General features: G+C 59.8%; 13 protein-coding genes and 3 tRNA genes. All 16 read left to right on the forward strand.

Annotated features, from left to right (window positions below; all coding sequences use genetic code 11):
• Nucleotides 1-12: 12 nt before the first annotated feature.
• Nucleotides 13-1,125: an aspartate-semialdehyde dehydrogenase gene (gene asd, locus PSH79_RS09840; protein WP_187676935.1), complete on the forward strand. Its 1,113-nt coding sequence runs from the start codon at nucleotides 13-15 to the stop codon at nucleotides 1,123-1,125.
• 248 nt (nucleotides 1,126-1,373) lie between these two features.
• On the forward strand, nucleotides 1,374-2,384 hold the full coding sequence (locus tag PSH79_RS09845; RefSeq protein WP_305442387.1) for an aspartate-semialdehyde dehydrogenase: 1,011 nt from the start codon (nucleotides 1,374-1,376) through the stop codon (nucleotides 2,382-2,384).
• Between the two features lie 48 nt (nucleotides 2,385-2,432).
• The gene (locus PSH79_RS09850) at nucleotides 2,433-2,588 is read left to right on the forward strand and encodes a hypothetical protein (RefSeq protein ID WP_305442388.1); all 156 of its coding nucleotides are present in this window, start codon (nucleotides 2,433-2,435) and stop codon (nucleotides 2,586-2,588) included.
• Nucleotides 2,589-2,592: 4 nt separating this feature from the next.
• Nucleotides 2,593-5,244, forward strand: coding sequence for a FimV/HubP family polar landmark protein (locus tag PSH79_RS09855; protein ID WP_305442389.1), 2,652 nt, complete (start codon nucleotides 2,593-2,595; stop codon nucleotides 5,242-5,244).
• Between the two features lie 267 nt (nucleotides 5,245-5,511).
• Entirely contained in the window at nucleotides 5,512-6,336 is an 825-nt protein-coding gene (truA, locus tag PSH79_RS09860) for a tRNA pseudouridine(38-40) synthase TruA (RefSeq protein WP_305443907.1), read from the forward strand.
• 64 nt (nucleotides 6,337-6,400) lie between these two features.
• Nucleotides 6,401-7,027, forward strand: a complete 627-nt coding sequence (locus PSH79_RS09865) for a phosphoribosylanthranilate isomerase (protein WP_305442390.1) — start codon at nucleotides 6,401-6,403, stop codon at nucleotides 7,025-7,027.
• Between the two features lie 199 nt (nucleotides 7,028-7,226).
• On the forward strand, nucleotides 7,227-8,147 hold the full coding sequence (accD, locus tag PSH79_RS09870) for an acetyl-CoA carboxylase, carboxyltransferase subunit beta (protein ID WP_016984535.1): 921 nt from the start codon (nucleotides 7,227-7,229) through the stop codon (nucleotides 8,145-8,147).
• Nucleotides 8,144-9,451 carry a bifunctional tetrahydrofolate synthase/dihydrofolate synthase gene (gene folC / locus PSH79_RS09875; RefSeq protein ID WP_305442391.1) on the forward strand — a complete coding sequence of 436 codons (1,308 nt, stop codon included), beginning with the start codon at nucleotides 8,144-8,146 and terminating at the stop codon, nucleotides 9,449-9,451. Before accD ends, folC begins: the two co-directional genes overlap by 4 nt.
• A complete protein-coding gene (locus tag PSH79_RS09880) occupies nucleotides 9,435-10,091 on the forward strand; it encodes an SPOR domain-containing protein (RefSeq protein WP_305442392.1) in 657 nt (218 codons plus the stop codon). The genes folC and PSH79_RS09880 overlap by 17 nt, the downstream gene beginning before the upstream one ends.
• Before the next feature lie 98 nt (nucleotides 10,092-10,189).
• A complete protein-coding gene (locus tag PSH79_RS09885; protein WP_007913461.1) occupies nucleotides 10,190-10,750 on the forward strand; it encodes a CvpA family protein in 561 nt (186 codons plus the stop codon).
• 41 nt (nucleotides 10,751-10,791) lie between these two features.
• On the forward strand, nucleotides 10,792-12,297 hold the full coding sequence (gene purF / locus PSH79_RS09890; RefSeq protein WP_086793216.1) for an amidophosphoribosyltransferase: 1,506 nt from the start codon (nucleotides 10,792-10,794) through the stop codon (nucleotides 12,295-12,297).
• Nucleotides 12,298-12,377: 80 nt separating this feature from the next.
• Nucleotides 12,378-13,589 carry an O-succinylhomoserine sulfhydrylase gene (locus PSH79_RS09895; RefSeq protein WP_305442393.1) on the forward strand — a complete coding sequence of 404 codons (1,212 nt, stop codon included), beginning with the start codon at nucleotides 12,378-12,380 and terminating at the stop codon, nucleotides 13,587-13,589.
• On the forward strand, nucleotides 13,586-14,362 hold the full coding sequence (locus tag PSH79_RS09900; RefSeq protein ID WP_305442394.1) for an SDR family oxidoreductase: 777 nt from the start codon (nucleotides 13,586-13,588) through the stop codon (nucleotides 14,360-14,362). The genes PSH79_RS09895 and PSH79_RS09900 overlap by 4 nt, the downstream gene beginning before the upstream one ends.
• Before the next feature lie 90 nt (nucleotides 14,363-14,452).
• Nucleotides 14,453-14,528 (forward strand) — tRNA-Val (locus tag PSH79_RS09905).
• A gap of 55 nt (nucleotides 14,529-14,583) precedes the next feature.
• A tRNA-Asp gene (locus PSH79_RS09910) sits at nucleotides 14,584-14,660 on the forward strand.
• A gap of 94 nt (nucleotides 14,661-14,754) precedes the next feature.
• Nucleotides 14,755-14,831: transfer RNA gene (locus tag PSH79_RS09915), tRNA-Asp, on the forward strand.
• The last annotated feature ends 499 nt before the right edge of the window (nucleotides 14,832-15,330 follow it).

Raw genomic sequence — 15,330 nt, forward strand, 5'->3', positions numbered from 1 at the left:
GGTGTAGTTGCGATGAAACGTGTAGGTCTGATCGGTTGGCGCGGCATGGTCGGTTCCGTGCTCATGCAGCGGATGCTGGAAGAGCAGGATTTCGATCTTATCGAGCCGGTGTTTTTCACCACTTCCAATGTCGGTGGCCAAGGCCCGTCCGTGGGCAAGGACATTGCTCCGCTCAAGGACGCTTACAGCATTGAAGAGCTGAAGACCCTCGACGTGATCCTGACGTGCCAGGGCGGCGACTACACCAGCGAAGTGTTCCCGAAGCTGCGTGAGGCCGGCTGGCAGGGTTACTGGATCGACGCGGCTTCCAGCCTGCGCATGAACGATGACGCGGTCATCATTCTCGATCCGGTCAACCGCAAGGTCATCGACCAGCAACTGGATGCGGGCACCAAGAACTATATCGGCGGCAACTGCACCGTCAGCCTGATGCTGATGGGCCTGGGCGGTCTGTTCGAGGCCGGTCTGGTCGAGTGGATGAGCGCCATGACCTATCAGGCGGCGTCCGGTGCCGGCGCGCAGAACATGCGTGAACTGATCAAGCAGATGGGCGCGACTCACGCCGCTGTTGCCGATCAACTGGCCGATCCGGCCAGCGCGATCCTCGACATCGACCGTCGCGTGGCTGAAGCCATGCGCAGCGAAGCGTACCCGACCGAGAACTTCGGCGTGCCGCTGGCCGGCAGCCTGATCCCTTGGATCGACAAGGAATTGCCGAACGGCCAGAGCCGCGAAGAGTGGAAGGCCCAGGCCGAGACCAACAAGATTCTGGGTCGCTTCAAGAGTCCGATCCCGGTCGACGGCATCTGCGTGCGCATCGGCGCCATGCGTTGCCACAGCCAGGCGCTGACCATCAAGCTGAACAAAGACGTACCGATCGCCGACATCGAAGGGCTGATCAGCCAGCACAACCCTTGGGTCAAACTGGTGCCGAACCAGCGCGAGATCAGCATGCAGGAGCTGAGCCCGACCAAGGTCACCGGCACTCTGAATGTTCCGGTCGGCCGTTTGCGCAAGCTGAACATGGGTTCGCAGTTCGTCGGTGCTTTCACCGTCGGCGACCAACTGCTGTGGGGCGCGGCCGAACCGCTGCGTCGCATGCTGCGGATTTTGCTCGAGCGTTGATCGTTTGAAGCAATGAAAGAACCCGCGCCTTGTGAGAGGTGCGGGTTTTTTTATGCTTCAGATTTCTCGATTGCCTGGACCGGCCTCTTCGCGAGCAGGCTCGCTCCCACTTTGAAATGCATTCCCCTGTGGGAGCGAGCCTGCTCGCGAAGAGGCCGGTACAGCGACCACACATGCTGGGCAGAAATTGCCTGTGCGCCAGTCACCCGGTAAAGTGCCGCTCCCCCCGTTTCGCCAGAGGCCGCACCATGACCCAGACCCTAGATATTGCCGTGATCGGCGCCACCGGTACTGTCGGCGAAACCCTTGTGCAAATTCTCGAAGAACGCGACTTCCCGGTCGGCAACCTGCACCTGCTGGCCAGCAGCGAGTCCGCTGGCAGTTCGGTGCTGTTCCGTAACAAAAACGTGCGCGTGCGTGAAGTCGACGAGTTCGATTTCAGCAAGGTCAAACTGGTTTTTTTCGCCGCCGGCGCTGCCGTCTCGCTGAGTTACGCCGCTCGCGCCCATGCTGCCGGTTGCTCGCTGATCGATCTGTCCGGCGCCTTGCCGGCCGATCAGGCGCCGCAAGTGGTGCCGGAAGCCAACGCCGATGTACTTGCCGGTCTGAAGGTTCCGTTCCAGGTCAGCAGCCCGAGCCCGTCGGCCACCACGCTCGCCGTGGTGCTGGCGCCGTTGCTTGAGCTGATCGACCTGCAATACGTCAATGTCACTGCCAATCTGGCCGTTTCCGCCCAAGGTCGCGAAGCCGTGACCGAGCTGGCGAGACAGACCGCCGAGCTGCTGAACATGCGCCCGCTGGAGCCAACGTTCTTCGACCGTCAAATGGCTTTCAACCTGCTGGCGCAGGTCGGCACCCCAGACGCACAAGGCCATACGCTGCTGGAAAAACGCCTGGTGCGCGAGTTGCGTCAGGTGCTGGCGCAGCCTTTATTAAAGATTTCCGCAACTTGCGTTCAAGCCCCGGTGTTTTTTGGCGATAGCTTTAGCGTGACCTTGCAGTCAGCGAAGCCCGTCGACCTGGAAAAGGTCAATGCCGCGCTCGAAGATGCGTCGGGTATCGAACTGGTCGAAGCGGGTGATTACCCGACCGCAGTCGGTGATGCGGTCGGGCAGGACGTTGTCTATGTCGGGCGCGTGCGCAGCGGTGTCGATGACCCGGCGGAACTAAATCTGTGGCTGACGTCAGATAACGTACGCAAAGGCGCCGCCCTCAATGCTGTGCAGGTGGCTGAATTGTTGATAAAAGACCTGCTGTAAAAGATACTTGGCAACAATTTGTCGACTGATTCTAGCCGAGCGCTATGCTTGGCCGAAGTGTTCGACGACGTGTCACCCTCCGGGACTTTCCGGGGCATCAAAGAAATGATCGCGCGCGACACCTGTCGTCGTCGCGCGCAATGCCTTACGGCAGCGGCAATCAACATCTTCTCGCTGGCCGAGGAACGTTCAAACAAAGGATGAGGTTATGGTTCAAGTTCGCAAACTGGTGTTAGCAATAGCGGCCGCCTCGGCGCTGTCCTCCGGTATGGCGCATGCCCTCGGGCTCGGGGAGCTGACCCTGAAGTCGACCCTGAACCAGCCGCTGGTGGCCGAGATCGAGTTGCTCGACGTCAAGGATCTCACCGCTGCCGAAGTGGTGCCGAGCCTGGCCTCGCCGGAAGATTTCGCCAAGGCCGGCGTTGATCGCCAGGCCTTCCTTAACGATCTGACGTTTACCCCGGTGCTCAACGCCAGCGGCAAGAGCGTGTTGCGCGTGACCTCGAGCAAGCCACTGTCAGAACCGATGGTGAAATTCCTCGTCCAGGTGATGTGGCCGAACGGCCGTCTGCTGCGCGATTACAGCGTGCTGCTGGATCCGTCGAAGTTCTCGCCACAGACCGCAGATGCTGCCGCTCAGCCAGCACCGTCGCAAACTGTCACTGCGCCGACTACTGGCGCCACGCACTCGAATCAATACACCACCACGCCGCGCGATACCCTGTGGGAAATCGCCGCGAAGGCGCGCACCGGCGGTTCGGTGCAGCAGACCATGCTGGCCATTCAAGCGCTGAACCCGGATGCGTTCATTGGCGGCAATATCAATCGATTGAAAACCGGCCAGGTGCTGCGTCTGCCTGACTCGGTACAAAGTACTTCGCTGCCACAGTCGAAAGCTATTGCTGAAGTCGCTGCACAAAACGAAGCCTGGCGTCAGGGGCGTCGTTACGTGGCCAAGCCTGGCACTGGCCAGCAGCAACTCGATGCGACCAATCGTGGTCGCGGCAATGCGGGCGCTGCGCCCAATGCCCAGGACAATCTGAGCCTGGTCTCCGCCGAAAGCGCCAAGGCGCGCGGCAACGGCCCGGCCGGCGATGCCAAGGCCCTGAGCAACAAGCTCGCGCTGACTCAGGAAAGCCTCGACACGACCCGTCGTGACAACGAGGAACTGAAAAGCCGCATGTCCGATCTGCAAAGTCAGCTGGACAAGCTGCAAAAGCTGATCGAACTGAAGAACAATCAACTGGCGAAGATGCAGGCCGAAGGGTCGGGCGCCGCGCCAGTCGCCAACCCTGCCGTAGCGCCGGTTCCAGCGATCACTGCCGAATTGGCCGCCACTCCGCCAGCCACGCCGGCAGAAGCGGCAGCGGCATCGCCTACGCCGGAATCGGCTATTGCGCCGCCGGCTGAGACACCGGCTGAAACTCCGGTGGTCGAGCCGAAACCGGTTGTCGATGACGAGAAGACATTCAACGAGCTGCTGACCAATCCGATCCTGCTGGGTCTGATCGGTGGCGGTGCTGTGGTTCTGCTGCTCCTGTTGTTGCTTTTGGCGCGTCGCCGCAAAGCTCAGCAGGAAGCCGAGAAGCATGTGCGGATGGCTCGTGCTTTGGCTGAAGAGCAAGAGTTCTCCGCTGAGCAGGATCTGCCGGAAAGCAGCTTTGAAGGTCTGGAAACACCGGCCGCCAGTGTCAAACTGAACACGCCAACGCCTGCGCCATCTCCAATCCCGGCAGCAGTAGTCGCGCCGATTGTCATGGCTGAACCGATTGCCGCGCCATTGGTTGCCCCGGCCGCCGAGCGCTCCGACGATGTGCTGGACAAGGCGCAGTCGCACATCAATGCCGGTCGCCTGAATCAGGCAGCCGCGTTGCTGGAAGAGGGCGTCAGCCTTGAGCCGCAGCGCAGCGACCTGCGTCTGAAGCTGATGGAGGTGTACGGTCAGCAAGGTGATCGTGATGCGTTCGTTGCTCAGGAGCGTCAACTGGTGGCCAACGGCGACAACTTCGCCAAGGTCGAAGAACTGAAAAGCCGCTTCCCGGCCATGGCCGTAGCGGTCGCCGGCGGTCTGGCGGCAGCGGCTATTGCTGCCGAACTCGATGCGCAGTACGTCAAGGATTTGCTGCTGGATGAGCCGCAAGCGCCAGAACCGACTCCTGTTGAAGATGATCTCGACAGCGCTTTTGACCTGAGCCTGGACGATCTCGACAACATCACCCCGGTTGAGCCTGCGCCAGTGGTTGAGCCAGAGGCTCCGGTCGAGCTGGATGAATTCCCTTCGGATGACGATTTGAGCTTCGAATCGGTGCTGCAACAGCAAACCGACATCAAGGAAAATCTGGACGATCTGTCGGATTTCGACCTGGATATGGACCTGGGTGCTGAACCTGCGCCAGTCGCGTTGGACGATGACGACTTCCTGTTGGAACTGGATGAGGGCGTGAAGGATCTGCCGCCGGTCGAGGCGCCGGTCGTTGCCGACGTGCCGCAGGATGATCTGGAGCTGCCAGCCGATTTCGATCTGTCGCTGGCTGACGAAATGGACAGCAATCCGGCCGAGCCTGATGCGTTTGCTGCCGAACTGGACGATGTCAACGCCGAGCTGGATCGCCTGTCGCAAAGCATCGCCGAACCGACCTTCACCGAAGCCGATGCGGCGCTGGGTGGTGACGATCTGGGCGAAGATGATTTCGACTTCCTTGCCGGCACCGATGAAGCCGCCACCAAGCTCGATCTGGCCCAGGCCTACATCGATATGGGTGACAGCGACGGAGCACGGGACATCCTCAACGAAGTGTTGACCGAAGGTGATGAGAAGCAGCGTGGCGAAGCCAAGGAAATGCTTTCGAACCTGGCTTGAGTTCAGCGGTAAACAAAACGGCAGCCCATTGAGGCTGCCGTTTTTTTTCGGGTTGAACTCTGTGGTGTCCCGGCTATCGCTATCGCGAGCAGGCTCACTCCTATATCTGGAACGCATTTCCCTGTAGGAGTGAGCCTGCTCGCGATGAGGTCGGCGCTGTCAATCGAGAACTCACTGGCATCCCTGACCTACGGCCTTATAATGCCCGCCTTTGCAAAAACAGCAGGCTGTCCCACCTTGGCAAACATAGATAACCCGGTCGCCGAAATGGCCCCCGACGGCTTTTACCGCGTCGCGCTTGGCGTTGAATACAAAGGCTCGCGCTACAGCGGCTGGCAGCGTCAATTAACGGGTGTGGCGACGGTGCAGGAAGAACTTGAGAAAGCCCTGTCGAAAGTCGCCAATGCGCCGGTTTCCCTGCAGTGTGCCGGCCGTACCGACGCAGGCGTGCACGCCTGCGGACAAGTGGTGCATTTCGACACTCAGGTCGATCGTTCGCTGAAAGCCTGGGTGATGGGCGCCAATATCAACCTGCCCCACGACATCAGCGTCAGTTGGGCGCGGGTCATGCCGGCGCATTTTCATGCGCGGTTCAAAGCCATCGCCCGGCGTTATCGCTACGTGATCTACAACGACCAGATTCGTCCGGCGCATCTGAACGAAGAAATCACCTGGAATCACCGCCCGCTGGATGTCGAGCGCATGGCCGAGGCCGCTCAGTATCTGATTGGCACTCATGATTTCAGCGCCTTTCGCGCAGGGCAATGTCAGGCCAAATCACCGATCAAGAAGATGCATCACCTGCGCGTGACCCGTCACGGCAAGATGATCGTGCTCGATATCCGCGCCAATGCGTTCCTGCACCACATGGTGCGCAACATCGCCGGCGTACTGATGACCATCGGTGCTGGCGAGCGGCCAGTTGAGTGGATGAAGGAAGTGCTGGAGAGCCGCGAACGCCGCTCCGGTGGTGTCACGGCGCATCCATATGGGTTGTATCTGGTGCAGGTCGAGTACCACGACGAATTCCCGTTGCCCGAGCGTTTTATCGGGCCGCATTTCCTTACGGGTTTCTCGGAACTTGACGGCTGACGCCCTCGAGCGCTTTTGTTACCATCCGGGACTTTCCCGGATTTGCCTCGGAGTTTTTCTCGACATGTCAGCCGTTCGCAGCAAGATCTGCGGGATTACCCGCATAGAAGATGCGCTGGCCGCCGTTGAGGCGGGGGCGGATGCGATCGGATTCGTGTTTTACGCCAGGAGCCCGCGCGCGGTAACCGTGCAGCAGGCTCGGGCGATCATCCAAGCGCTGCCGCCGTTTGTGACGACGGTAGGGCTGTTCGTCAATGCCAGCCGCTGCGAGTTGGGGGAAATCCTCGATGCCGTGCCGCTGGATCTGTTGCAGTTCCATGGCGACGAGACCGCTGACGAGTGCGAAGGCTGGCATCGTCCGTACATCAAGGCGCTGCGAGTCAAGGCTGGCGATGATATTGCTGCCGCCTGCAACGCTTATCCGAGTGCCAGCGGCGTATTGCTTGATACCTACGTTGAAGGTGTGCCCGGCGGAACCGGCGAGGCGTTCGACTGGTCATTGATTCCTCAGGCGTTGAGCAAGCCGCTGATTCTGGCGGGTGGGCTCACTCCAGAGAACGTCGCAGACGCGGTGGCGCGGGTTCGTCCGTATGCAGTTGATGTCAGCGGCGGCGTAGAGGCGAGCAAGGGCATCAAGGATCACGCAAAGATTCACGCGTTTATCAACGCTGTACGCGGGACAGGAATGTGACGGCTGGCGAACTGCCGCCGTCCATCAATGCACCTGCATAAAGCAGGCGAGGCTGAGGGTTTCCGGATTGCACGCAGGTCATGTTTCGCGCTGACCGTGGCTGTCCATCAACCATCGCCACACACATGAATTTAGCTGAAGGGCATACGCGGGGCTGCGAACCAGAGCGTTCGGGCCGCCGGTACTGGAGAAAGAAAGCATGAGCAACTGGTTAGTAGACAAACTGATCCCTTCGATCATGCGCTCGGAGGTCAAGAAGAGCTCGGTGCCTGAAGGTCTGTGGCACAAATGCCCGTCCTGCGAGGCTGTGCTGTATCGTCCGGAGCTGGAAAAGACCCTGGACGTTTGCCCCAAGTGCAACCACCACATGCGCATCGGCGCACGTGCGCGTATCGACATCTTCCTCGATGCCGAAGGTCGCAACGAACTGGGCGCCGATCTGGAGCCGGTTGACCGTCTGAAATTCCGCGACGGCAAGAAGTACAAGGATCGCCTGACCGCTGCGCAGAAGCAGACGGGTGAAAAAGACGCACTGATCTCCGTAAGCGGGACCCTGCTGGGCATGCCTGTGGTGGTTTCGGCGTTTGAATTCAGCTTCATGGGCGGCTCCATGGGCGCCATCGTTGGTGAGCGTTTCGTACGCGCCGCCAACTACGCACTGGAAAATCGTTGCCCGATGATTTGCTTCGCCGCCTCCGGTGGCGCGCGCATGCAGGAAGCCCTGATCTCGCTGATGCAAATGGCCAAGACTTCGGCCGTGCTGGCGCGTCTGCGTGAAGAAGGCATTCCGTTCATCTCCGTGCTGACTGACCCGGTCTACGGCGGTGTTTCCGCCAGTCTGGCGATGCTCGGCGACGTGATCGTCGGCGAACCTAAGGCGCTGATCGGTTTCGCCGGTCCGCGTGTAATCGAGCAGACCGTGCGTGAAAAACTCCCGGAAGGCTTCCAGCGCAGTGAATTCCTGCTGGAGCACGGTGCGATCGACATGATCATCCACCGTCAGGAACTTCGCCCGCGTCTGGGTAACCTGCTGGCCCAAATGACCGGCAAGCCGACGCCAAAATTCGTCGCCGCGCCAATCGAGCCGATCGTGGTTCCACCGGTACCTGCTGGCCTATGACCGAGCGCACCCTTGGCGAGTGGCTCGCCTACCTTGAGCAGTTGCATCCGTCGGCCATCGACATGGGCCTGGAGCGTTCGCAACAGGTAGCGTCCCGCATGGGGCTGGGCCAGCCGGCGCCTCGGGTGATTACGGTCACCGGCACCAACGGCAAGGGGTCGACCTGCGCATTCATGGCTTCGTTGCTGCGGGCGCAGGGCCTGAGCGTTGGTGTCTACAATTCTCCGCACCTGCTGCGGTACAACGAGCGGGTGCAGCTCAATGGCGTCGAAGCCACTGACGCACAGCTGTGCGAAGCTTTTGCGGCGGTCGAAGCCGGACGCGGCGAAACTTCCCTGACTTACTTCGAAATGGGCACCCTGGCGGCGTTCTGGCTGTTTCAACAGGCCGGGCTCGATGCGGTGGTGCTGGAAGTCGGTCTGGGCGGGCGTCTGGACACGGTCAACGTGGTAGGCGCCGATATCGCGCTGGTCACCAGCATTGGCGTCGATCACGCCGATTATCTGGGCGATACTCGTGAATCCGTGGCCTTTGAGAAGGCCGGCATTTTTCGTCAGGGCAAGCCAGCCCTTTGTGGCGACCTGAATCCTCCACAACCGTTGCTCGATAAGGCGCGCGAACTGGCATGCCCGTTCTTTTTGCGTGGGCGCGATTTCGACCTTGGCATCACTGACCAGAACTGGCAGTGGCGCGGCACCGATGCGCAGGGCCAGGTTGTCGAATTGCACGATTTGCCGCTGCTCGATCTGCCGATGGAAAACGCCGCGCTGGCGTTGCAGGCTTATCTGCTGCTCGGTTTGCCATGGAATGCCCGGCAAATCGTGGCCGCCTTGCAGTCGACTCGCGTGGTCGGTCGGCTGGATCGTCGTTCGTTCGAATGGAATGGCAAGCGCCTGAATCTGTTACTGGATGTGGGTCATAACCCGCACGCGGCCGAGTATCTGGCCCGTCGTCTGGCCTCGCGACCACCGGTCGGCAAGCGCCTGGCAGTGTTCGGCTTGCTGGCGGACAAGGATCTGGATGGTGTTGTCAGTGAATTGAATGCTAGTGTCCAGCACTGGGCCGTGGCGCCGCTGGATTCGCCCCGCGCGCGTCCGGTAGCAGAATTGCACGCAGCCTTGCAGAACCTTGGCGCGTCGGTCACGTCTTACGACAGTGTTGCCGCCGCTCTGGAAGGGCAGTGCGCAGTCGCAACCCGCGACGACGAGATTCTGTTGTTCGGATCATTTTATTGTGTCGCCGAGGCCCTTGAATGGCTGGCCCGGCGCTCCACGGAGGAAGCGGCAAATGGCTTTGCTGGATAAAGCGTACAAGCAGCGCATGGTTGGCGCGCTGGTGCTGGTAGCGCTGGCGGTGATCTTCCTGCCGATGCTGTTTTCCCGTCAGGACGAGCAACGGCAAGTGACTGTCGAGGCGCCGGCGGCTCCACAAGCGCCCGCTTTACCGCAAGTGCAAGTTGAGCCGGTTGCCGTGCCTGAGCCGCAAGCCTTGCCGCAAGAGCCTGTGCCAACGGATGAAGAAGTCGCAGAAGACACTGCACCTGCTGCACCGATCGCGCCTGCCTCGGCGCCGACAGCTCCCATAGCAATCGTCAAACCGACTGCGCCGCCTGCGGTGGCCAAGCCGATTCCGGCGCCTGCTCAGCCTATCGCTGCTGCGTCGACCAAGCCTGACACCACGCAAAGCCGTGTCGATGCCAATGGCCTGTCGGTCAGTTGGTCGGTTCAACTGGCGAGCCTGTCGAGTCGCGCCAGCGCCGAAAGCTTGCAAAAAAACCTGCGCAGCCAGGGTTATAACGCCTACATCCGTTCTGCCGATGGCAAGAATCGGGTGTTTGTCGGTCCGCTGATCGAGCGTGCCGAGGCCGATCGTCTGCGCGATCTGTTGAGCCGTCAGCAGAACCTCAAGGGCTTTGTCGTGCGTTTCCAGCCCGAGCGTGGCTAAGATCTATCGATTCGATTGAAATGCACTGAAAATCGCAGCTTACCGACAGCCATGGGCTCTGCTAAAATGCGCCGCCTTATCCGTCTGTAGGCTGCACTGTGCCATTTACCTGGGTTGACTGGGCGATCGTTGCAATCATCGCCATCTCCGCTTTGATCAGTTTGAGCCGCGGCTTCGTCAAGGAAGCATTATCGCTGGTGACCTGGATCATCGCAGGAGTCGTCGCCTGGATGTTCGGTGGCTCATTGTCCGAGTACCTCGCCGGATACATCGAAACCCCATCGGCTCGCGTGATCGCGGGCTGCGCCATCATGTTTGTCGCCACACTGATCGTGGGCGCAATGATCAATTATCTTATCGGCGAGTTGGTTCGCGTCACCGGGTTGTCCGGGACCGACCGATTCCTGGGCATGGCCTTCGGCGCTGCGCGTGGCGTGTTGCTGGTGGTCGTGGCAGTCGGGCTGTTGAGCCTGGGGCCGGTACAGCAGGACGGGTGGTGGAAAGAATCACAGCTCGTGCCAAAGTTTCTATTGGTCGCTGACTGGTCCAAAAACCTGATTCTCGGGTGGAGCAGTCAGTGGCTTGCCAGCGGAATCAGCGTACCCGCTGATATTCCGTTCAAGGAGCAACTCTTGCCGTCGGCGAAAACGCCACAGTGAGTGTTGTTCAGTTCAGATCCATTAAGTAGGGGTTGCGTCGCATGTGTGGCATCGTCGGTATCGTCGGTAAGTCGAACGTCAATCAGGCGCTGTATGACGCGCTAACCGTGCTCCAGCACCGCGGCCAGGACGCTGCCGGTATCGTGACCAGCCATGATGGCCGGTTGTTCTTGCGCAAGGACAATGGCCTGGTGCGTGACGTGTTTCATCAGCGTCACATGCAGCGCCTGGTCGGCCATATGGGTATCGGCCACGTCCGCTACCCGACAGCGGGCAGCTCGACTTCAGCCGAAGCACAGCCGTTTTACGTCAACTCGCCTTACGGCATCACTCTGGCGCATAACGGTAACCTGACCAACGTTGAGCAGTTGGCCAAAGAAATCTACGAATCCGATCTGCGTCACGTCAACACCAGTTCCGACTCGGAAGTGCTGCTCAACGTGTTCGCTCACGAGCTGGCCCAGCGCGGCAAGCTGCAACCGACCGAAGAAGACGTGTTTGCCGCTGTGACCGACGTGCACAACCGTTGCGTCGGCGGTTACGCGGTAGTAGCGATGATCACCGGTTACGGCATCGTCGGTTTCCGCGATCCGCACGGCATTCGCCCGATCGTCTTCGGCCAGCGTCACACCGACGAAGGCGTCGAGTACATGATCGCCTCGGAAAGTGTTTCGCTGGACGTGCTCGGTTTTACTCTGATTCGCGACCTGGCGCCGGGCGAAGCGGTCTACATCACTGAAGACGGCAAGCTGCACACCCGTCAGTGCGCGACCAACCCGTCCCTGACTCCGTGCATCTTCGAACACGTCTATCTGGCGCGTCCTGACTCGATCATCGACGGTGTGTCGGTGTACAAGGCTCGTCTGCGCATGGGTGAGAAACTTGCCGAGAAGATCCTTCGCGAGCGTCCGGAGCACGACATCGACGTGGTCATCCCGATTCCGGACACCAGCCGCACTGCAGCGCTGGAGCTGGCCAATCACCTGGGCGTGAAATTCCGCGAAGGTTTCGTCAAGAACCGTTACATCGGCCGTACCTTCATCATGCCGGGCCAGGCTGCCCGCAAGAAGTCGGTTCGCCAGAAGCTCAACGCCATCGAACTGGAATTCCGCGGCAAAAACGTGATGCTGGTCGACGACTCGATCGTGCGCGGCACCACCTGCAAGCAGATCATTCAGATGGCCCGTGAAGCCGGCGCGAAAAACGTCTACTTCTGCTCGGCTGCTCCAGCAGTACGCTTCCCGAACGTCTACGGCATCGACATGCCGAGCGCTCACGAGCTGATCGCCCACAACCGTTCGACTCAGGACGTGGCTGATCTGATCGGCGCAGACTGGCTGATCTATCAGGACTTGCCTGACTTGATCGAAGCGGTCGGCGGCGGCAAGATCAAGATCGAGAACTTCGATTGCGCGGTGTTCGACGGCAAGTACGTCACCGGCGACGTCGACGAGGCTTATCTGGACAAGATCGAACAGGCACGCAACGATGCCTCGAAGGTCAAGACCCAGGCGGTCAGTGCGATCATCGATCTGTACAACAACTGAGTTTCTACCGGCCCTGAGGGGCCGGTTTTGTATCTGGCAAAAGACTTTTATTTATTCAGAACAGGGCAAGGAGTGACAGCATGAGTCAGGAATGGGATGCCGGTCGTTTGGATAGCGACCTCGAAGGCGTAGCGTTCGATACCCTGGCCGTACGTGCCGGTCAGCACCGTACGCCGGAAGGCGAACACGGTGATCCGATGTTCTTCACCTCCAGCTATGTGTTCCGCACCGCTGCAGATGCGGCTGCGCGATTTGCCGGAGAAGTGCCAGGCAACGTTTATTCGCGTTACACCAACCCGACCGTGCGCGCGTTCGAAGAGCGTATTGCTGCGCTGGAAAGCGCCGAGCAAGCGGTTGCGACGGCGACCGGTATGGCGGCGATCATGGCGGTGGTCATGAGCTTGTGCAGCGCCGGCGATCACGTGCTGGTGTCGCGCAGCGTGTTCGGTTCGACCATCAGCCTGTTCGAAAAGTACTTCAAGCGTTTTGGTGTGGAAGTCGATTACGTGCCATTGGCCGATCTGTCGGGCTGGGATGCGGCGATTAAATCCAACACCAAATTGCTCTTCGTCGAGTCGCCGTCCAATCCGCTGGCAGAGTTGGTGGATATCACCGCACTCGCGGAAATCGCTCACGCCAAAGGCGCGATGCTGGTGGTCGACAACTGCTTCTGCACGCCTGCGTTGCAGCAGCCGCTGAAGCTCGGCGCCGATATCGTCGTGCATTCGGCCACCAAGTTCATCGATGGCCAGGGCCGTTGCATGGGCGGTGTCGTTGCTGGTCGCAGCGAGCAGATGAAAGAAGTTGTCGGCTTCCTGCGTACCGCTGGGCCGACCTTGAGCCCGTTCAATGCGTGGATCTTCCTCAAGGGTCTGGAAACCCTGAACCTGCGAATGAAGGCTCACTGTGCCAATGCTCAGCAACTGGCCGAATGGCTGGAGCAGCAGGATGGCATCGAGAAAGTCCATTACGCCGGTCTCAAGAGCCATCCGCAGCATGAGCTGGCGCAGCGTCAGCAGAAGGGCTTCGGTGCGGTGGTGAGCTTTGAGGTCAAGGGCGGCAAAGAGGGGGCGTGGCGCTTTATCGACGCGACCCGATTGATCTCGATCACTGCCAACCTCGGCGACAGCAAAACCACCATTACGCACCCGAGCACCACCTCCCACGGCCGTCTGGCGCCGCAGGAGCGTGAAGCCGCAGGTATTCGTGACAGTCTGATTCGCGTTGCGGTCGGTCTGGAAGATGTCGCTGACCTGCAAGCCGATCTCGCGCGCGGTCTGGCGGCGCTGTGATCGAGTTGTCCTCTCCGAAAGCGGGCACCCATGGCCGCGTTGCGCTGGTCACGGGGGCCGCGCGCGGCATTGGTCTTGGTATCGCGGCATGGCTGATCAGTGAAGGCTGGCAAGTGGTGCTGACCGATCTGGATCGTCTGCGCGGTTCAAAAGTGGCGAAGGTGCTGGGCGAAAACGCCTGGTTCATTGCCATGGATGTTGCCGATGAAGGTCAGGTGGCACTGGGCGTGGCTGAAGTACTGGGGCAGTTTGGCCGTCTCGATGCGCTGGTGTGCAACGCGGCGGTGGCTGATCCGCACAACATCACCCTGGAAAGCCTTGATCTGGCTTACTGGAATCGGGTGATGGCGGTGAATCTCGGCGGGCCTATGTTGTTGGCCAAGCACTGCGCGCCGTATCTGCGGGCGCATAACGGCTCAATCGTCAATCTGGCGTCCACCCGTGCCGGGCAATCGGAGCCGGATACTGAGGCTTATGCGGCGAGCAAGGGCGGGTTGTTGGCGCTGACTCACGCGCTGGCGATCAGCCTCGGCCCGGAGATTCGGGTTAACGCGGTCAGTCCGGGCTGGATCGATGCGCGAGATCCCTCGGCGCGTCGCGCGGAGCCTCTGGCCGATGCCGATCATGCCCAGCATCCGGCCGGCAGGGTAGGGACGGTCGAAGATGTGGCGGCGATGGTTGCCTGGCTGCTGTCGCGCAATGCCGGGTTTGTCACCGGGCAGGAATTTGTGGTCGATGGCGGTATGACCAAGAAGATGATCTATACGGAATGACTCAATTTCGTCTTTTTTAGAAAAACTTCAATCCTGCTATTGACTTAGGTTCGCTACCTGCGTAAATTTCGCGGCCTCGGAGATGCAAACGGGTGATTAGCTCAGCTGGGAGAGCGTCTGCCTTACAAGCAGAATGTCGGCGGTTCGATCCCGTCATCACCCACCACTCCCCGAGAAACTTGCGAAAGCAAGAGGTAGGCTGAAAGTGCCTGCACCGACGCGCAGCGGTAGTTCAGTCGGTTAGAATACCGGCCTGTCACGCCGGGGGTCGCGGGTTCGAGTCCCGTCCGCTGCGCCATATTTTACGAGTCAGGCCTTGTCTGGTTCGCGATTGCAAAGCACCGAAGCTTTCAGTCAAAACGAGTTACTTGAGCGCAAGCTCAAAGCGATACGCAGCGGTAGTTCAGTCGGTTAGAATACCGGCCTGTCACGCCGGGGGTCGCGGGTTCGAGTCCCGTCCGCTGCGCCATATCTGCTTCAAGGACCACTGAACGCCTTGAAGCACCGAAAGTGACCGTTGGTTGATTCGGAATCGATAGCAAAGACCCTGGTCGAAAGACCGGGGTTTTTTGTGTCTGAAATTTGGCTTTCCTCTTTCCTCTTTCCTCTCTCCTATTTACGTCCCTGCACGATATCCCTGTAGGAGCTGCGGCACGCTGCGATCTTTTGATTTGATTATTAAAAAACCAGATCAAAAGATCGCAGCCTCGTTTCACTCGACAGCTCCTACAGGGTTTTGTATTTGGCAAAGATAGTGTGAGCAGGGCTGTCTACCTGAATGCTGCGATACCACGTCGCATTGATTTTTTGATTCTTTAGTCAGAATTATGTAACTGGTTGTTTGCTGCGAGCCAAGAAACCTTTAAAGTTAACCTTTCGGTCAGCTTTGCACTGTCAACACAGCTCTTTGCTTCGCCAGAAAGAGCTTCTGCAAGACTCGAGATTCCCAGTAGATAACCAGAAGGGCG

The organism is Pseudomonas sp. FP2196 (assembly GCF_030687715.1).
Lineage (GTDB): Bacteria > Pseudomonadota > Gammaproteobacteria > Pseudomonadales > Pseudomonadaceae > Aquipseudomonas.